Source organism: Spirochaeta dissipatitropha, from assembly GCF_054657935.1.
In genome coordinates this window covers 241,425-261,274 of record NZ_BAAHXT010000006.1, presented here as the reverse complement: position 1 = coordinate 261,274, position 19,850 = coordinate 241,425, and the positions used below count along the sequence as shown (strand labels likewise).

Sequence of the window (19,850 nt, the reverse complement as noted above, 5' to 3'; positions counted from 1 at the left end):
CGGTGATCTGAAACAGGAAACCCGGGCGGAAGCGCTTATAGTTGATTTCTCCAGCTGCTTATCCTTCTCTCCAATCGCTGACGCCTGTGAGAAATTCCCTCTGCATTGTCTGCAGGCTGAAGTACACGCAAAGCCTCCCCGTAATCTTTCAGTTTGTGTTCATAGATTTTGGATAGCTCAACTGCACAGAAACTGTCATTTACTCCGAAAACCTGTTGTAGATGCGTTAGCAGATCTACTGCCTCCGACCACTTCCCCTGCCGCTTGAGCACCCAGAGCAATAACCTACCGGAACGATTGAGCTGTAGCTGTATATAACCGCTCCGGTATTCTCCAGCGAATAATTTGTCCATTCCCTGCCGCAGAACATCAACTGGATCATGCCCGGCGGCTGCCGCAAGTGAAGCCAGATTACGCACATCACATGCAGTCTGGAAGACAAGCTCTGGATGCACAAGACACCTGAGATGCTGAAGCAGTCGCTGCAGACTGCAGATATCCTGAACATGATGAGCAAATACCGGAGTCATAACAGCAGCATTGTTATTTTCCAGAAAAGAAGAATAACACTCAGGCACCTCGCGTCCGGGAATATCGATATCCCGCTTTATTTCAAGAATCTCACGCTCGATTGTTGACAGTGAGCAGTCAGGCAGAAAGTATCGGTAAAGCCGCCTGCAGGGATACAGCAGATCGATATGAGGGAGTACAGGCAGATCGATTCCCGACATTATTGCTTTCGTCTGCAGCAGGGGCCAGTCAAAACTCCTGCCGTTATAGGATACAAGAACCTTATAGCCACTGCAGAAATCAGCGAAATGCTGAAGGAGATCTGACTCTCCGGGATAATCTGATGCAAACCACTGGACAAGCCGGAACTGTTGATTCTCAAGGGCGCCGGCTCCGAGCAGGAAAATACTGGTTCCTGCACCTCCCGAGAGTCCCGTGGTTTCAATGTCAAAAAACAAGAGTCCGGAGTTCTTCAGGAACAGCAGCTCAAAATCGTCCTTCCGGATAAGGCGGTGGAATATATCATTGTGCTCATCAGCAGAGACTTTTCCACGAGACAGCTGGGGACAATCCGGGACGGGAAAACCCAGCTCACGTGTCCAGAGATGTCCGGATAGCTGATGCCAGCCGGCCAGACAGAAAGGCTGTTTTTCCGGGGCATCCGCGGTACTTTTCCTGAGCATATTCCTTCGTTGCCGCAGTCTTTCAGCAAGATCCACGCTCGTCTCCAAGGAGCTTTACAGCAGCCTTACTACCTTGCAGATTGCCTCCGAGCCATGAATGAAGAAAAAGCTGCATTGCATTTCTCGGATCAGGATCAACCTCATTTTCTGTATCCCGCACACCGATGCAGGCAGGACATCCCTGTTCGCAGCCGCAGGCATCTACCAGCTCTGCTGCAGCTCTCAATATGACAGGAATACCACCGGCGATAGCCTCGGCAAGACCTGTACCACCCGGATAACGATCAAATACATACAGAGCAGGAACACCATAATGTGGATCCCGGATACGTTCTGCTGTTCCGATATCGCTGCTTCGGCAGAGCACATATACCGGAGCTACATTCCGCATGAGGTATCCCAGGCGTGCAATGAGACCAGGCTGTGATTCAGGAAGGCTCCCTTCAAGGGCTTTCCCGGCAGCTGAGTCCGGTGGAAAAAGAAAAACCACAGCCCGTGTATGCATTTCTTCCTCGGGAAGAGAGATGTCTCCATAGCCGACGTTTTCATGACTGTGGAAGCGGATTTTCTTGTATTTCGAGGCCTGACTTCTCACAAGAATATCTACCATCCGCAGTTCCCCACCGGGTATGGATCGGGATTCAAATTCCTCCAGAACCTGAATCTGGCGTTTTACCAGAGCGTCTGTATAATACTGCACCGTAGACTCGCTGACATAGCAGCGCCGATTCTCCATATCGAGTTCTTCTACCTGATACTGCTCACCTCTGTGAAGATACACTGCTTTCGGAAAGATCAGCTCCTTTGCGCTGACTCTGTCCATCTCGCCGATTACTCTGTGTTTCCCGCCGGTACGGTCAATTATCACTACATTTTCGGAGACAGCACTCCTCAGCGAAACCCCCTCAGCCGGATAACTGCGCTCCGCCCAGTAATACCTGCCGCCGGTAAAACGCAGTACTCCGCTTTCACATAGCAGCTCCGCAAAATCAGCAGCATCCGGAAAGAATTCGTCCTCAGGATTCAGGGGAATTTCAAAGGCTGCACATTTGATATGATCGGCGCGGATATATGGATTTTCCGGATCAACAAAAGCACGCTCAGGATTACCGGCGAGACAGAAGTCCGGATGCTGCATGACATACTGGTCCAGTGGAGCCGATCCGGCTATCAGAATCGAAAGAGCATGGTCACTTGTTCTGCCTGCCCTGCCGGACTGCTGCCAGACAGAAGAAATGGACCCTGGATACCCCCCTAGTATCGCAACATCCAGACCTCCAATATCGATTCCAAGCTCCAGCGCGTTGGTAGAAACTACACCGTGTACGCTGCCCTCACGCAATCCCCGCTCAATATCGCGTCGCTCGTTCGGAAGATACCCCCCTCGATATGATTCTACCCGGATGCCCTGGTTATCGTTGTATACATTATGCAGACTCTGATTCAGATACCCGGCGATCAGTTCGGCATACATTCTTGACCTTGCGAACACAATCGTCTTGATACCCTGTTTGAGAAAACGCAGCGCAAGACTTCTGGCCTCGGCAGGAATTCCCTTACGGATTCCCTGAACCCTGTCAACATATGGCGGATTATAGAGAATCATATGACGGGTTCCATGCGGTGCTCCGCTCCTATCCAGCAAAGCCACGGGCAGGCCGACCACAGCCTCTGCAAGCTCCCGTGGATTACCGATTGTTGCCGAACAGCAGATAAATACCGGATCTGCCCCGTAGAACCGGCAGATGCGCCGGAGTCTCCGGACAAGATTGGCAGTGTGGGATCCGAACACCCCCTGATATTGATGAATTTCATCGATTACCACATACCTCAGATTACGCAGAAACTGTATCCATTTAGGGTGATTGGGCAGAATGCCAGAGTGCAGCATGTCCGGGTTTGATATAACAATCTGACCTGTTGATCGAGCTGAGGCCCGAACCGAAGAAGGCGTATCACCATCGTAAGTAGCAACCTTGATATTAAGCCCGTCTACCAGACCGTTCAGCTCACTCTGCTGGTCCTGGCTCAAGGCCTTGGTGGGAAAAAGATACAGCGCCCTGGTCTCGGGCTTCTCAATAATGGCCTGCAGAACAGGCAGATTGTAGCAGAGGGTCTTTCCACTGGCTGTCGGCGTGACAATAACCACGGATTTGCCGGATCTTATGGCCTCATAAGATTCAGCCTGATGCGAGTACAACCGGGAGATACCTCGGTTTTGAAGCCCGGTCTTCAGACTCACACCAATATCCCCGGGGATTTCCAGAAAACTCCCGTTTCTGGCAGGAACCTCCAGCCAGTGAACAACATTCTCCATAAAAGAACTGTCCGACTTCAGCTCACCAACGATGCTCTCCAGCCTGGTATTCTGCATCCTGCCTCCCCGTTTCTGCTACTGCAGTAAGCATAACAGATTTTCACGTGTATGAAAATTATATCAGCCTGCTGTTGACTGTACCGCCAGCTGGCCCTACTATTTAAAACATGCGGAAAAGAGCGGAATCTGGCGGCAGTGATGTACTCTCAATAATACTCGGAGGTGGAAAAGGTGCACGCCTGTATCCATTAACCAAGGATCGGGCAAAGCCAGCTGTTCCGTTTGGAGGGAAGTACCGACTTGTTGATATACCCATATCAAACAGCATAAACAGCGACTTCAAGAAAATCTATATTCTGACTCAGTTCAATTCGGCATCTCTGCATCTTCACCTCTCCAGCACCTATATCTTTGATTCTTTCTCCAGAGGATTTGTTGAAATTCTGGCAGCGGAGCAGACCTTTGATCACAGCGGCTGGTATGAAGGCACCGCAGATGCCGTGCGGAAAAACTTCCATCATTTTAATAATCAGAATCCAAGCCATTACATAATTCTTTCAGGGGATCAACTATACCGGATGGATCTCGCGGAGATGTACCGTCAGCATCTGGAAAGCAATGCAGCTGTTACTATTGCCGGGACGCTGGTGACCCGCGAGCAGGCAACGGGGCTAGGTGTAATCAAAACCAATAAAGAAGGATTCATTGAAGAATTCGTAGAAAAACCCTCAATGGCCAAAGATATCAGCTCCATGCAGGTACCGACTGCCCTGATACCCTCGGACAGGGCCAGGGATGAAGGCCGAATCTACCTGGGATCCATGGGTATCTATATTTTCGATGCATATGCCCTGGAATCAGCACTGGACAATCAATTCACGGATTTCGGTAACGAAATTATTCCCATGCTTATTTCCAGAGGTAATGTAAATGCTTATATCTTCGATGGCTTCTGGGAGGACATAGGAACCATCCGGTCTTTCTATAACACTAGCCTGAATTTAGCCTCAATCAACCCGGATTTCAATTTTTATGATGAACGCATGCCGATATATACTCACAGACGCGACCTTCCATCAACCAAATTCAACAGCAGTTTCATGCACCAGACTCTATGTGGCGATGGCTGTATCATCACCAATGCCAACATCCAGAATTCTGTAATCGGGGTCCGGACCTTGATTGAAAGCGGCACTGAAATGGAAGGTGTCGTCTGCATGGGAGCGGATTACTATGAGACGCCTTCAGAACGGGAACTGAACCGGCGCCGTGGAATTCCGGACATTGGTGTCGGAAGAGGATGCAGAATCCGCGGTACGATTATTGACAAGAATGCACGTATCGGTGAGAACAGCAGCATAGGTTTCGAAAGGCAGCATTATGAAGATGGCGATTTTGGACACTTCCATGTCAAGGATGGTATTATTGTTATCCCGAAGAATACCATGCTGCCCCCGGGATCAAGAATATAGGGCTCAGTCAGCACAATCCAGGGAGGATATCACCTGCGGAAGGATACTGCGATCTGAGTCAGCCAGATTATAATCCGCTATTTCTGCACATGAAACCCAGCAGGTCTCAGTGTGTTCATGAAGGACAAGGCTGTCGAGATCTGTTTCTGCGCATTCAACAAGATAGGCTTCCAGACGCCTCTCCTGACCTCGATGGATAAAGCTTCCCTCTGCAATGCATTTGCCGACCTGAACCTGAATTTCCAGCTCTTCCTTCAGTTCCCGATCCAGAGCTTCCGCGGCTGATTCTCCATCTTCCACCTTCCCTCCCGGAAATTCCCAGCATTCACTGAGACTTCCTCCTGGAACTCTTTTGGCGAGGAGAATCCGTCCATTTTTATAAAAAACTGCGGCGACTGACAGAGGCATCGGCTACAATAATATCACTGTTGGAAGCAGAAAATGCAGCAGCGCAATAATCAGTACAAGAACCCCGACTACATCCCTGTTTCCAATAAAAACATCAATAATCTTTTCGAGCCGTGGGGAAATGACGGTTGCCTTGGCCTGATAGTACAGAAGGCCAATGCTGAAACCAGCTATTATACCCCCGAGTGCGGGAAAAAGGTTACCGATTACCGCGACTCCTCCGAACGGTGCAAACAGAAACTGCAGGAATCCCGTTACGAAAGTAATAAGGGCTGCAAGAAGCTGAAAATTCGGAGATTCCAGCATTTCACGGTTAAAAATTTTAGGAAGAGTGATCTTTTCATCGATAAGAGGTGAAGCCAGAATGGTACCGGACAGAACAAGACTGAAAACCGACACTATATATAACTGTATCATACTGATATGATAATTCATCCCTATTGTCCGGTCAATCAATATGCCTCAATATTTGCTAATAGCAGTAGATTTGTGCCGAATTGATCTTCCAGACTGATTTCTATTCGCAGGGTATTGATATTCTCCGGATAATCGTAGATCTGCATATGGATCCGGCGGGAATCATCGGGATCATTCCCAAGTGTGTCCAGCTCACGCCCAAGCTCCTGCGAGCTGTCAGCATCGAAAACCACCAGCGAAAGAAGTCCGGATCCACTGCCCGCTTCCTGACGTTCAGCAAGAACCCTAAGCAGTATGGAATCATCGAAATAACTGGCGGTTGCTGTATAGGACACCCCATTCAGGAACTCCTTCGATGGATCAGGCTGCAGAAAAAAGACATAGATCAGATACACTATACTGACCAGTATTATATCAAAAATAATAATCAGAAGCCGCCTGGAAAGACGCCGACGGCGTGCATCATAGTCAAGAACTTCTCCTGCACTTCGATGTCTGTCCCGCTCTTCCCTGCGGTAATGGAAACGCAGCTCCTCGGTTCCTCTGCTTTCCTCTGCCTGGCGTCTGATCTTCATCTGCAGCCTCGCAGTATTTCAAGAAGACTATCAGCGTCTCCGCATCCCCTGCTTTCTCTCAGGATTTTTCCCGCAGCAAGGTGACGGAGCGCCGCCTTCAGAGCAGCACGAAGCGGATCAGCATCGGCTGCCAGTTCTCCTGCAGCCAGGCCCGCCAGCAGATCGCCGCTGCCGGCAACTGCCAGGGATGGTTCCATACCTTCCAGACGATATTCCCTGCCATCAGGATGCACAATTATGCTGACATGAGATTTTGCGATTACCACTGCATTCCACTGCCTGGCGAGATTATGGGCTGCCTCGTCTGCATGACGCAACACCTTCTCTATATCCCAGCCGATCAATGCTGAGAGTTCACCGGGATGAGGAGTCAGCAGAAGACGACACTTCTCATGATCCTGAATCCTGGAATCCGGCGCATCTTCCGCTGAGGCCGGAAACTGAAGCCCGGCAAGAAGCCGGAGGCCGTCGCCATCAATCACCATTGGAAGGCCGGAAGCAAGAAGCCGCTGCAGCAGCGACAGCCTGTCGCCGGTTTGATCCCAGCCGCTGCCGACAAGGAGTGCCGTAGTTCCCGGAGGAGGAGAGTCATCCGAAGACTGTACCACTGCCGCCTGGGTGGAACAGCGGATAATTTGCTCGATTGAGGGATCCACGGCAAGGCTGACCCTGCCGGCCGCCGTACAACCGGCGGAACCTGCTGCCAGCAAGGCCGCACCATGGTATCTGGCACTGCCTGCGTACATGCAGACATGACCCCGGCTTCCCTTGTAGGCAGCTGGATTCAAAGTAAGTGTAAAACGCTGTTCATCCGCCGCTTCCAGGAGTATCGCGCTGGAGTGAGCCTGCATGTAGACCGGTGGAAAACCTGCATCGGCAAAATATAAACGGCCGTAATACGGACGGAAAAACGGATGAATCAGAATACTATCAGCGGGTCTGACAGCGATTACAGCATCTGCCCGCACGCAACCGGAAGGCCGGGCATTTTGCACCGCTGGTTCTGACGGAATGTCCTGGAAAAGACCTGAAGGAAGATCTATTGAAACAACTGGTACATGACATGAATCGAGAAAGGAAATTATTTCCTCGTATTGTCCATGGAGAGGTCTGCTCAAACCGACTCCAAACAAGGCATCTACTATCAGATCCGCTGTTTCAAGGGCTGCAGCAGATTCCTCCCGCTCCTGCTGCCAATGAAGTTGCGGACAATCATAGGAGCACAGTATGTTGCGTTGTATTTCCGGAAGATCACGCCAGGCATCATGCGCATAAACAAGCTGTACAGTCCAGCCGGCCTGGAGGGCATGACGCGCAAGGACCAAACCGTCACCACCGTTATTGCCAGGTCCTGCAAGAACGGCAAGCTTCAGTGCCTGATCCTTCAAGCCTAAGTCTGAACAGATCTCACCACAGAGCCTCTCCCAGCAGCTTCGTCCGGCCTGTTCCATAAGAACTATTTCCGGAAAACCTGCTTCTTCCTGACAAAACCTGTCCAGAGCCTGTTTCTCCCGGGAACTTGCCAAAAGCTGCATAATTCCTCCTCCGGCTGAACGCCTGTCTGATTCTGCTATAATCCATGCGGCAGCATTGAGTCCGTCCGCCACCAGAAAACATCAGCGCCATCCTCATACAGCAGAATACCGGTTAGTATTCCACTGTCAGTTAATCTGAGCCTGCGATAAAGCACTGCATCCGAGGGGATTTCAATTGACCGCCGTCTGACTACCCTGCCTGATGTATTCATGAGCAGCAGTTGAACCCTGTCATCCGCTTCTTCACTCATAAACAGCAGGTGACCATTCGGCTGTATCCCCAGGAGTACATATGGATAGTTTCTGGTTAGCGGGTTAAAGATCGTTGATTCCTCGGTCTCGACCCTGTTCGCCGGTATTTCGATGTTCTGCTCGTACACAGCATCGTTCAGATCAAGCCAATATACCCTGGATTCACCTTGATCAACACGTTGAATTCCTGCTGTTACACCCTCAGTGAGCTTTCTGTAATAATCGATCTTGATATAGATCCTGCGCATTTCGGGATCCGGCAAAACCTCCTGCAGGGACGGAATATATCCCTCGGAAGGAATTGGCAGACGGTCCACTGGTATCTCGATCGTACTTAAATGTTCTCCATCTGGAAGAAACCAGTATACAAGCCAGCGGTCCGGTATCCTGGACACAACAACCAGCTCATCATTGGATGTGGTTATAACATGCTGGATATGCGGAAATGGTTCCCCTCTGGGTCCATCCTGACCGATGTAATCAATCAGCTCTCCGAAAGGAGAAAATCGGAGCACGACACGGTTCAGCACGGCTCCGGTTTCGGCATCCTTCTGCCATCGATCCTGCGGCAGAAGATCCTCCACTAATATCCGACGGCGGGAATCAACAGAAAACCAGCCTATACGGTGAAATTCATACGCAATAGCCCGCCTGCTGCTGATACCAGCAGATCCATTACGGACTATCGGCAGACTGGCCGGTACCGGATTTTCATCAGGATCAAAAAGCAGACCGACTAAATCACCATAGGAGGTAAATGTCATAATTTTATTGGCATTCCGGTTAACGAGCCAGATCAGACCATCACGCATATAAATATCTGAACGCTCATCGAAGGGGCGTGAAGCTGAGTGGAACAGATCTATGGTATGCTCTGCCTTACCGGGTTCTATGGAAAAGAGATGTTCCTGGACCACATAACGCCGGGCTTCAGGGCAGCCTGAAAAAAGGATGCTTGTTGCAGCAAGAAGCAGGGTGACGCTTATATAGAGTGAGATTCGGCGAAAAACGATGATGTATCCTCCCATGATCGAATACTACCCTTGAGCTGTTTTGCTGTCAATCTGACACCGGATATGCTGTTGACCGCATGAGTCCTGCATGGGTATAGTATCGGAATGAAAAAGTCGTTCATCGATATTCTGTTTGGATCAAAACATGAGAAAGATATCAAGCAGCTCCTGCCAACACTGCAGCGTATAAACACACTGGAAAACTGGGCATTAAATCTACCCGACAGCGAATTTCCGGTAATGACAGAACAATTCCGCAGCCGCCTGAACAATGGTGAGAGTATGGATGATATACTCCCGGAGGCCTTTGCTCTTGCACGGGAAGCTGCACGGCGCAGCCTGGGAGAGCGCCCATACGATGTACAGATACTTGGAGGCCTTGTTCTTCATCAGGGAAAAATCATGGAAATGAAGACCGGTGAAGGAAAAACGCTTTCGTCGGTTGCCGCTGCATATCTGAATGCACTGCCAGGCCGAGGTGTCCATGTTATTACCGTCAATGATTATCTAGCGGAACGTGATGCTGCCTGGATGCGTCCGATTTTCGGTTTTCTCGGGCTTACGGTTGGAGCAATACTTGCAAATATGGACCCCGAACATCGGAAAATTGCCTACCAGCAGGATATCACCTATGGCACAAACAATGAATTCGGATTTGACTATCTGAGAGACAATATGAGTTTCAGCCGCCAGCACAAGGTACAGCGCGGCCATGTCTACTGCATTATCGACGAGATTGATTCGATTCTGGTCGATGAAGCCCGGACCCCGCTGATTATTTCCGGAGCGGCTGAGGATGACACCAAAAAATTCCAGCAGGTGAACTCCATAATCAGGAATCTGCAGGAATGCGAGAAGGATCCCGAAACCGACGACTATCCTGAAGAGCCGATTGGTGACTACAAGCTGGATGAAAAAGGCAAGAAAGTCAGTTTTACCGACCAGGGCCTGAATCAGCTTGAGAAGCTTCTACAGCAGCGGGGAATAATTCAGGGATCGCTCTTTATGGACGAAAATTTTGAATATATTCACTATGCCACCCAGACCCTGAAAGCACACACACTCTTCAAGATTGACAAGGATTATGTACTCAGCGAGGGCAAGGTTGAGATAGTCGATGAATTCACCGGACGCATCATGCATGGAAGACGCTATTCCGATGGACTGCATCAGGCAATCGAGGCCAAGGAAGGTATCAAGATACTTCAGAGGAACAGGACCCTGGCAACTATTACTTTCCAGAATTTCTTCCGCATGTACGAGAAGATCTCAGGTATGACGGGTACAGCGGAAACAGAAGACAAGGAATTCGGCAGCATTTATGGACTTGATGTTGTAGTCATTCCGACTAACCGCCCGGTAGCCAGACAGGATGATGAAGATATTATCTTTCTGAACGAGAGTGCAAAATACAAGGCAATTTGCGAGCATATCGGCAGACTTCAGAAAAAAGGACAGCCGGTGCTCGTTGGTACAGCCTCGATCGAGCGTTCTGAGGTGCTATCCGCTCTTCTCACAAAGAGCGGCATTCCCCATGAGGTTCTGAACGCCAAGAATCATGCCAGGGAAGCCCTGATCATTGCAGAAGCCGGGGCAAAAGGCTCTGTAACAATAGCCACCAATATGGCCGGTCGTGGAACGGATATCAAACTTGGCGGAAACCCTGAATTCCGGACACGACACAAGGTTGGTACAGAGGCCGATGAGGCGAGCTTCAAGAAGGCTCTCGCAGAAGAAAACCTGAAATGGAGAAAACAGTATGAAGAGGTCGTAGAGCTTGGCGGCCTTTATATATTAGGAACTGAGCGCCACGAATCACGGCGTATCGATAATCAGCTCCGCGGACGTTCGGGGCGGCAGGGTGACCCCGGACAGTCCCAGTTTTTTCTGTCCATGGATGATGACCTTATGCGCCTCTTCGGCGGCGGTAACATGAAAAACATGCTGTCTCGGGTGGGATTGAATGATGATGAGCCGATTCATCACAAGTGGATCTCAAAAAGTATCGAGCGTGCCCAGACCAAGGTGGAGGAGCGGAACTACGAAATCCGGAAACATCTGCTCGAATACGATGATGTGCTGAATGAACAGAGAAAGTTCATGTACAAACAGCGTGATGCAATCATGGAAGATGACAAGCTGTACCTCAGAATTCTGAAAACAGCAGAGGATATTCTGGATGATGCCCTCTCCGGATATTCTCCGGACAGCCATGGGAGCACTCACGAGGTTCAGGTCATATTTGACCGGCTTCAGGAGGAATTGTATTTCACTCCATCAGTCAGCATAGAGGATCTTTCCGGGAAACCTGCATCCTTTATTCGTGAAAGCATCATAAGCGAGCTCTCGGGTGATCTGGCTGAAAAAAATGAAGCCGCCGGCGAGGAAATGCTTAACACTGCAATCCGTCATGAATATCTGAGAAATATCGATGCCCGATGGCAGGATCATCTGGAAAATCTTGAGGCCCTCAGAGAGGCTGTCTACCTCCGGTCCTATGGCCAGAAGAATCCCCTGCTTGAGTACAAGCTCGAAGGTTTTCAGATATTCGAAGAAATGCTGCTGCAGATTCGTATAGCGATCGCCAGGAAGGTATTTCTGGTCAAGGCAGACAGCCTGAAACCGGAGGCGCAAATGGCTGCCAGAAGAAGCCGGGAACAGATACAGACCCGTCATGATTCAATGGCTGGATTCAGTGCCGGAGGCCGTTCAGCAGCCCCCCGCCCTTCACAGGCCGGAGGCAGAACACCTACCATTCAGAGAGCGGTTCCCAAAGTCGGAAGAAATGAGCCCTGTCCCTGCGGCAGCGGAAAGAAGTACAAGCACTGTCACGGCAGCTGAAAAGCTGCTCGATATTTTTAATTGTGTAAATCCCTGACAGGAATAGTCAGGGATCGCTTACAGAATATGAGCACTGCCTGTTGCGGCAGTGCTCATTGCCTGCTCGCTGGTAAAGGCATTGATAAATGTAACCAAAGCCAGCAGACATACAATGACGATTGCCAGTCTCCTCATATCAGATTCCTCCCTCTAAACGCCCTTATCTTAATGTAAATACCTCAGCGGGTCTACCGGATTTCCATTGTGGAAAATCGAGAAGTGGAGATGGGGTCCGGTGCTTCTACCGGTACTGCCCATTGTTCCAATAGCCTGTCCCTGACTGACATACTGCCCGCGGCGGACATCAATCCGCTGCAGATGAGCATACAATGACTGAAAGCCGCCGTCATGACTTATGATTATATAATTACCATAGGTAGGATGTACCCCCTGATCAGCGACGCGTCCGACCCTGGCAGCGGTGATCCGGGTACCGGGGTTGTTGGCAATATCTATGCCATTGTGGAAGCGGCGGACACCGGTAAAAGGATCACTGCGATAACCGAATCCGGACGTGAACCGGCCTCGCGCAGGATACACAAATAGTTCACCCAGGGCCATCCGCAGGTCGGTATCATTCATTCTGGCATCGGGAATGAACAGCTCCTGACCAACCGATAAAGCGTCGGAACGCAGGTTGTTGGCATCAATCAGCTGAACGGTACTTGTATTGAAGCGCCGAGCTATACCTTCAAGGCTCTCACCCTGGCGTACAATATGCCGCAAGCCGTCACTGCTGGGAATCTGCAGCCGGCTGCCGATCTGCATTCGCCGCACATCGTTAATCTGATTGAATGAAACGAGAGTGTCCATCCGCAAACCATAACGCAGGGCAATTCCGCTCAGGGTCTCCCTCTCCTTCACTACATGCTCTGTAAAAGTGATGCGCTCAAACTTTGACAGATCCAGTGAGATCGGCAGATCTGAAATTCCATCCTCACCAGCAGTGTGATAAGCCTCCAGGAGTATCGAATCCAGCCTCTCGACATTGGCAGGGGCTCTCAGATTTGTTCCTGTAAAGATCCAGGTCCCCGGGAGGGAACCATTCTGCTGCACAAGCAGAACTGCCAGCAGGAAAAGCAGTGAGGCCATGAGCATCGCAGTATACAAGGGATCTACATATACAGTGAGGCTGCGGACAAATGATCCCTGCAGCAGTCCGCCGGATTGTCCCCGTACCGAGACACGCCTTGATTCCCGTACTGCATTCCTGGAATGCCCGGTGACTGCAGCTGTACCGCGCTGAATAGTACTCAGTATCATTTCAGGACTGCGTTTTTCGCTGTACTCCTGCTTCAGATATCCGGAGCGCCGACGTTTTATATGCTGCTGCTGTATAATCTTTTCCATACTGACCTTACTATCGACATGATGCCGGCTGAGAATTATAGTGTAATAGAAAAAAGATGCTCAGAAACATCCTTGTAATTGTACCAGTCGCTATTCTACTCCTGTTTCTGTTATTTGCAATAACTATCTTTGAGATTCAGGGTAAATCCATGGAACCAGCCATCCGTAATGGTGAGAGGGTGTGGATACTGCTATTCGGATACAGCAAGCCAAAAACAGGCGACATTATCCTTTTCGAACGCCCGGATCAGCCTGCCCTCGCCGTAAAAAGAGTGGCTGCAGTTGAAAGGGATCCGATAACCCGAAATGAAAATAGTCGATTGGTCGCAGGATCTGATATAATTACCCTGGTTCCCCAACCTGTCGGTGTGATCCAATTGTATTCCAGGGTCCCTCCGGGCTATTATATGGTATTGGGAGATAACCCGGATGCATCACTGGATTCACGCCATTTCGGTTTTGTTCCGCATTCAAGCGTCAGAGGGAAGGTTATAGGTAAACGATAGATGTCGGACAGCATCAAGGATGAAGTACATAAAAGAACCACACGCAGACTGCGTTTCCTGTTCTGGATAGTAATCGCTGTTTGTGTTTTTATCATCAGTGATTTTTTCAGACTAATGGTACTCGAAGGCAGAGACAGAAGATCAAATCCGACACAGGAATTCCGTACCGAGAGAGGTCCGATTCTCGACAGAAACGGCACCATACTTGCCATGCAGACACGCCTGGACACCGTTACCGCCTGGACGCCAGGTATCAGCCAGCCAGCAGAAACCGCCGAGCTGCTTGGAGACATTCTCTCCCTCAACAGTGCACAGCTGCTGCAGCGATTCAGAAACGAACAGGGGTTCCTCTTTATAAAACGGACCGTCAGTCAGGAAGAGTCAGAAAAAATACGAGGTCTCAAGTCCGAGGGAAGGTTGGAGGGTATTCACCTTCAGGAAGACTTCGGGCGAAGCTATCCAGAAGGTTCACTGGCAGCTCATGTTATCGGATACGTCGGAATCGATAATCAGGGGCTGGATGGTATCGAATACCGCTATAACCGTGAATTGTCAGCAGCATATGACAGCAGTGGACAGGACAGCTTCGGCAACCAGATAGTACTGACAATTGACAGTGGAATACAGTCATTTACTGATCACCTGGCTTCTGCAACCCGTGATGAACACCAGGCTGATGCTGTAATGATAATCGTTATGGATTCGTATACCGGAGAGATCCTGTCCTACTCCGCTCAGCCCGGATATGACCCGAATAATTTTTCACGCTATACCAGAGAACAGCGGAGAAACATTCCGATAAGCTACCTCTACGAACCAGGTTCGGTTTTCAAGATCTTCACCATGGCTTCATTTCTGCACCTTGGCGTAATATCCCCGGACGAATTTTTCAATGCCGGGACGGCATATCAGCGCTTCAGTAATGGGGATCTGCAGTTCTCGATCTCGGATCTGAACGCCTATGGAATGGTAAATGCGGCTGACATTATCCGTACATCCAGCAATGTCGGAGCAGCTTATGCCTCTGACCGGGTAAGCAATGAGCAGCTGTATCATATGCTGCGGCAATTCGGCTTCGGAGAACGCAGTGGCATACAACTGAACGGCGAGGAACGCGGGATTCTCAGACCCCCGGAAAGCTGGTCGGCAAGGACCAAGCCGACTATTACTATTGGTCAGGAGATTGCCGTATCCGCAATGCAGATGCTGGCAGCCGCTTCTGTATTCACCAATAATGGAGTCCTCATCCGTCCCCAGATAGTAAGGAGAATAGTCTCCCCTGACGGTACAAGCCTCAGTTCCTTCGAGCGGGAGCCTGTGAGACAGGTAATCAGTCCAGCAGCTGCGCAGCAAATGCTCGACATGATGGTTGGCAGTACACTGGATACCGGTACAGCCTGGAGAGCAAGGGTCGACGGAATCCAGATCGCAGCCAAGACCGGAACGGCTCAGATGATGGATCCTACGGGTGCAGGTTATTCAGAGAGCGCTTTCATTCCATCAACGCTGGCTATTTTTCCGGCTGAAGACCCCCAGGTTATTGCATATACTGTTATTATAAATCCACAGGCAGGGGAACACCTGGGCGGCCGGATCGCAGCTCCCGTAATCCGGAGACTGGCAGAGTACCTCGTTCCATATCTGGGCATCCCCAGAGAAGGCGACACTGTGTACCGTGAATCCGCAAATATCCAGATTACCCAGATGCAGCTGCCGCATATCGACGACGTTATGCCGGATTTTACCGGGCTGCCAAAACGTACCGTTATGCCACTGTACAACAACCCTGATCTGGACATTATAATCAGGGGAAATGGCTGGGTGGTCAGACAGGACCCCTCCCCGGGAACCCTGCTGGATAATAACAGCCGAATTATTCTGGAGCTGGAATAAATGCCGGAAATTCTCGAAAAAAACCGCAGAATGTACCGGGAACGTTTTCCTGCTCACCCACTTCAAATACCGGAACACCTCCCTGAGAACGCTGCCCTCATTCAGACAGCTTCAGGGTTTCCCAGCATTGAAATCGATAAGCGGCTCATGCACAGTAAATACAATCCGAAGAAGGAAGCCGAACGCCTGCTCGGTTCCAGAAAAATTCTGGAGGATGAATGGATAATACTTTTCGGTTTCGGCATGGGCTATACAGCGCTTGAGTTGTGCAGACAGTTCCCGGATCACAGCCTGTACATTATTGATCCTGATCCTACAGGTTTTTTCGCTGCATTCCATTATATTGATCTTGAGGATCTCTTTGGGCACAGGGATTTGACCCTGCTTATAGGCCTTGATGCCCCTCCCGGAGACAGCGTAATGGGAGATATTCAGTACAAACAGCTGCACATAATCCGACACAAGCCCAGCGTTGACAGAAATATCGAATTCTTTCACGGGACAGAGCAAAGATTACAGAGACTGCTCCAACGCCGTAAGGTTAACCATAACACCCTGAAACGCTTCGGAAAACTCTGGCTGCGGAATTTTACAGCAAATATCAAGATTAACTGCAGCGCTGCGGCAGTTCAGCTTGCAGAACACAAATTTACCGGCATCCCCGGTCTGCTTGTAGCGGCTGGGCCGGGACTTAATGACATCCTGCCTCAGCTTGTTAAACTGAGGAATCATTGTCTGATTGCTGCTGTGGACACTGCACTGCCTATACTGCTGCAGGAAGGTATTGATCCCGATATTGTTGTGGTGGTTGATCCCCAATACTGGAATACGCGTCATGTGGACTACTGCAGAAACAGCAACGCTATTGTCGTATCTGAATCTTCTGCACATCCCAGGGTATTCCGTTGCCTGAACGGCCCCTTCCTTTTTGGTGATTCCCTTTTTCCGCTTGGAAAATTCCTGGAAGACTGTTTCGGCAGCCGGGGTAAACTGGGAGCAGGAGGGTCTGTCGCCACTTCTGCCTTTGAGGTTCTGAAACTGTTCGGTTGTACGGAGATCTTCTGTGCAGGACTGGATCTGGGATTTCCGAGCGGGGCGACTCATTGTCGCGGATCATTCTTCGAGGAGCGGGTACATTGCCTGAGCACACGTTATCAGACTGCCGAACATCTATTATGGCGTTATCTGGTGGACGGAGGGAAAATACCAGCTATCGATTATGACGGAGAACCTTTGCAGACTGATGCCCGCATGCAGGTATATCAGCAGTGGTTCAGCATGCAGCTCATTCAGAATCCTGACATACACCTGCATCCGCTCTCCCGAAAAGGCCTCAAAATTGATGGCGCTGAACCGGCAGACTGGCAGGATCTGCTGCAGCGGGAAGCGGCAAGAGCTTACATCGATAAAAACCTGAAGGAAATCAGAGCCGCAGCTGAAGCATATTCAGAAAAAACACCGGATAATGCCGGAGTTCTTCACAGCAGGATCCAGACCTTTCTGGGTTCCATGCATGAGATCCGCAAAATAGCGGCGGAGGCACTGAGGCATATTGGAAAGAACTGGGATCAGCCGGAGAGCTGGAATCAGAACTGGATTACAAAACTGAACACCTACGACAGTCAGCTGCGTGAACATGAAGCAAAGGATGTCACCGGCTTCTTACTGCAGGAAGCCCTGGAAGAGATTCAATCCGAGGCCATTCCAGGCAGACATCCCCTTGATAGTTCAAAAACACTCTACTCCGCAATATGCGATTCTGCAGACTACCAGATCAGGCTGCTGGAGAGAATGCTGGTAAACCTGGATATGATCAGAGAGGAACAGCAGTCTGCTGTAGGGGAACTGGATTCTGCACCCAGCTGAGAACAGTTTCCATACTGCTGAAACGCACTTCGCTGAACTGCAGAGCGTAATCAACAAATTTCTCGATCGCGAGTCTACGCTGCGGGGCATTTGACCGTAGACCGAGACGCTGCTCATCACTGACGTTATGCAGATCATACAAAGGACTGTAGATATCGCTATGAGCCCCTATAATCAATGGTGCTCGATTTCCGGACAGCCTGAGATCCAGATTATGAGCAAATACAGCAAATGCCTCGTCTGCATTCAGTCCGTATTCAATCCATATGTTCCAGTCAAAGCCGGTTATTCTCCCGTCATGCGGATTAAAACCCGGAAAACGGGAAGCAATTCTGCTGCGTATATCCCTATCCACTCCAAATTTCCTGGCTTCATCTCCGGTTGGTACGGTAAGACTGCTGACAGGCAGCTCCCAGATCCCGGGATAAGTTCCCAGAATTGATTTCTCACCAAATACTTTCTCTGTTTGCCATTGTTCCCCTGGACTCCCGTTGTGGAGAGTATATGGCCACAGGGCATGGGAACTGCTGGAGTAATCGCCTGTATCCTCAACAATCGAAGAGTCGTACAGAAAGGACAGAGAGGACAATGCCTCAAAGGTGTGACTGTTATATTCGAGATACGGTGCTCTGAATCCGCTGGGTATGGGAAGCCCAAGACCATCCAGGACTTTCAGGCTCAGTTTGATTTCCCGGATCCAGTCTTCCACATCCAGAGCAACACTGCGACTCATCAGGTTCCGGTCGATATGAACTCCATGGGGATGGTTATGGGTATGGCAGGCAATCTCATGACCGGCAAGCGAAAGAAGTCTCCAGGCTTTCACCACATAAGCAGGGTTCTCGATTCCCTCCTCTGCCAATTTTGTTTGCAGAAAAAAACTGGCCCGCATTGCAGATCCGTCAGGATTTCGATTGTTGTTGAACAACTCGATCACCCATTGAAGGGCGCCGCCATAGCCGCTTTCCGCAAGCCCGGAATAGCCGTTATCATCGAAGCCGATTGCTATGAACTGAGGCACTTCATCTGTGTGAAGTGCGCCAGGAACATCTGTGCTTGCATCCCGGCAGGAGCTTGTCGGTTTATGATTATGATCCTGCATTACTAAAGATTAGGTCCTGGGATCATGGCTGTCAAGCAGAAACATTTTCTTCCGGTATTAACTGAAAAATGGGACACAGCTTGCGTTCAGAGGGTATTCATCCTATGATGAACGCATGACCCTACATGATGCTCATGAATTATGCGGAAAAATCCGGCAGGCCATATCGTTCTGCTTTATCGGGAGTCCTTCAACGGTGGACCTTGTTATTACCGGGCTCGTTTCAGGACTTCATGTCCTTATTGAGGATGTACCTGGAGTAGGAAAAACCACTCTGTCCAAGGGCCTTGCACAGATTACCGGCATGGACTTCGGGCGTATTCAGCTGACCCCGGATGTGCTTCCAGGCGATATAACGGGGATGAATATCTACGACCCGCACAAGCAGGATTTTGTCTTCCGCAAGGGCGCAATTGAACATCAGTTTGTGCTTGCGGATGAGCTGAACAGGGCATCGGAGCGAACACAGAGTGCCCTCCTCGAAGCAATGCAGGAGGAACAGATCACGGTAGACGATCAGACACGACCGATTCCTCAGCCATTCTTTCTGATAGCGACCCAGAACCCCTCCCATTTTGCCGGAACTTTCAGGCTGCCGGAAAGTCAGCTTGAGAGGTTCGGTATTTCTGCCTCGATCGGATACCCGACGGAACAGCAGGAAATGGAAATACTTGAGCTTACAGCTGAATCCGTTAGACCTGAACAGGCACCAGTGCTGCTTGATCCGCAGAAGCTCATGGAACTGCGCAGAATCTGTTCCGGAATATTTGTTTCACAGGAAGTCAGGCAATACATTACTGCTCTTGCAGCGGCCAGCAGAAGAAGCAGACAGCTGGACAGCGGTGTCAGTCCCCGGACATCGGGGCATTTATTAAGAGCGGCCAGGGCATCTGCCATGCTTGCCGGCCGTGATCACACCGCTCCCGAGGATGTCCGTAAAATGCTCCCGGCAGTGTATGCACATAAACTGAATATCTCCGGCGAAGCACGAATCAGCGGAGAGAATATTCAGGAGGTTCTGGAAACCCTACTTGAACGGGTCCCGGTTCCAGCCGGCACATAGGATCAGAT

15 protein-coding genes are annotated in these 19,850 nt (G+C 50.2%); 6 read left to right on the top strand and 9 right to left on the bottom strand.

Annotated features, from left to right (window positions below; translation table 11 throughout):
* Positions 1–35 precede the first annotated feature (35 nt).
* Both ACYQ2L_RS09565 and ACYQ2L_RS09560 read right to left on the bottom strand, forming a co-directional pair.
* Complete coding sequence (locus tag ACYQ2L_RS09565; protein WP_460054528.1) at positions 36–1,229, bottom strand: ribonuclease H-like domain-containing protein; 1,194 nt, start codon at positions 1,227–1,229, stop codon at positions 36–38.
* Positions 1,216–3,567 carry a DEAD/DEAH box helicase gene (locus tag ACYQ2L_RS09560; protein WP_460054525.1) on the bottom strand — a complete coding sequence of 784 codons (2,352 nt, stop codon included), beginning with the start codon at positions 3,565–3,567 and terminating at the stop codon, positions 1,216–1,218. The genes ACYQ2L_RS09565 and ACYQ2L_RS09560 overlap by 14 nt, the downstream gene beginning before the upstream one ends.
* Before the next feature lie 110 nt (positions 3,568–3,677).
* On the opposite strand from ACYQ2L_RS09560, the gene ACYQ2L_RS09555 reads away from it, so the two are divergent.
* The gene (locus ACYQ2L_RS09555) at positions 3,678–4,982 is read left to right on the top strand and encodes a glucose-1-phosphate adenylyltransferase (protein ID WP_460054522.1); all 1,305 of its coding nucleotides are present in this window, start codon (positions 3,678–3,680) and stop codon (positions 4,980–4,982) included.
* Between the two features lie 3 nt (positions 4,983–4,985).
* Here the strand turns inward: ACYQ2L_RS09555 and ACYQ2L_RS09550 are convergent, their stop codons facing one another.
* The 5 genes from ACYQ2L_RS09550 to ACYQ2L_RS09530 are packed head-to-tail and all read right to left on the bottom strand — an operon-like array spanning position 4,986 to position 9,197.
* A complete protein-coding gene (locus tag ACYQ2L_RS09550; protein ID WP_460054518.1) occupies positions 4,986–5,390 on the bottom strand; it encodes a (deoxy)nucleoside triphosphate pyrophosphohydrolase in 405 nt (134 codons plus the stop codon).
* A 3-nt stretch (positions 5,391–5,393) separates the two neighbouring features.
* Positions 5,394–5,807 (bottom strand): hypothetical protein, encoded by a 414-nt coding sequence (locus ACYQ2L_RS09545; RefSeq protein WP_460054515.1) that lies wholly within the window; start codon positions 5,805–5,807, stop codon positions 5,394–5,396.
* A gap of 35 nt (positions 5,808–5,842) precedes the next feature.
* Positions 5,843–6,382 carry a hypothetical protein gene (locus ACYQ2L_RS09540; protein ID WP_460054512.1) on the bottom strand — a complete coding sequence of 180 codons (540 nt, stop codon included), beginning with the start codon at positions 6,380–6,382 and terminating at the stop codon, positions 5,843–5,845.
* Complete coding sequence (locus ACYQ2L_RS09535) at positions 6,379–7,917, bottom strand: NAD(P)H-hydrate epimerase (protein WP_460054509.1); 1,539 nt, start codon at positions 7,915–7,917, stop codon at positions 6,379–6,381. The genes ACYQ2L_RS09540 and ACYQ2L_RS09535 overlap by 4 nt, the downstream gene beginning before the upstream one ends.
* Before the next feature lie 35 nt (positions 7,918–7,952).
* Positions 7,953–9,197 carry an LIC_12708 family protein gene (locus ACYQ2L_RS09530; protein ID WP_460054507.1) on the bottom strand — a complete coding sequence of 415 codons (1,245 nt, stop codon included), beginning with the start codon at positions 9,195–9,197 and terminating at the stop codon, positions 7,953–7,955.
* A gap of 90 nt (positions 9,198–9,287) precedes the next feature.
* Here ACYQ2L_RS09530 and secA point away from each other — a divergent pair, with 90 nt between their 5' ends.
* Positions 9,288–12,023, top strand: a complete 2,736-nt coding sequence (secA, locus tag ACYQ2L_RS09525; RefSeq protein WP_460054504.1) for a preprotein translocase subunit SecA — start codon at positions 9,288–9,290, stop codon at positions 12,021–12,023.
* Between the two features lie 204 nt (positions 12,024–12,227).
* Here secA and ACYQ2L_RS09520 read toward each other — a convergent pair whose 3' ends face one another.
* Positions 12,228–13,412 carry a peptidoglycan DD-metalloendopeptidase family protein gene (locus ACYQ2L_RS09520; RefSeq protein WP_460054502.1) on the bottom strand — a complete coding sequence of 395 codons (1,185 nt, stop codon included), beginning with the start codon at positions 13,410–13,412 and terminating at the stop codon, positions 12,228–12,230.
* Between the two features lie 56 nt (positions 13,413–13,468).
* Between ACYQ2L_RS09520 and lepB the strand changes: the two genes are divergently transcribed.
* From lepB to ACYQ2L_RS09505, 3 genes are read left to right on the top strand one after another with little or no spacing between them, the layout of a single operon-like run.
* Positions 13,469–13,918, top strand: a complete 450-nt coding sequence (lepB, locus tag ACYQ2L_RS09515; protein WP_460054496.1) for a signal peptidase I — start codon at positions 13,469–13,471, stop codon at positions 13,916–13,918.
* Positions 13,919–15,811: a penicillin-binding protein gene (locus tag ACYQ2L_RS09510; protein ID WP_460054494.1), complete on the top strand. Its 1,893-nt coding sequence runs from the start codon at positions 13,919–13,921 to the stop codon at positions 15,809–15,811.
* Entirely contained in the window at positions 15,812–17,677 is a 1,866-nt protein-coding gene (locus ACYQ2L_RS09505; protein ID WP_460054490.1) for a motility associated factor glycosyltransferase family protein, read from the top strand.
* Here the strand turns inward: ACYQ2L_RS09505 and ACYQ2L_RS09500 are convergent.
* A complete protein-coding gene (locus ACYQ2L_RS09500) occupies positions 17,625–18,779 on the bottom strand; it encodes a polysaccharide deacetylase family protein (RefSeq protein ID WP_460054487.1) in 1,155 nt (384 codons plus the stop codon). The genes ACYQ2L_RS09505 and ACYQ2L_RS09500 overlap by 53 nt on opposite strands.
* Before the next feature lie 115 nt (positions 18,780–18,894).
* Here ACYQ2L_RS09500 and ACYQ2L_RS09495 point away from each other — a divergent pair, with 115 nt between their 5' ends.
* Positions 18,895–19,842 carry an AAA family ATPase gene (locus ACYQ2L_RS09495; protein ID WP_460054484.1) on the top strand — a complete coding sequence of 316 codons (948 nt, stop codon included), beginning with the start codon at positions 18,895–18,897 and terminating at the stop codon, positions 19,840–19,842.
* Positions 19,843–19,850: the final 8 nt, after the last annotated feature.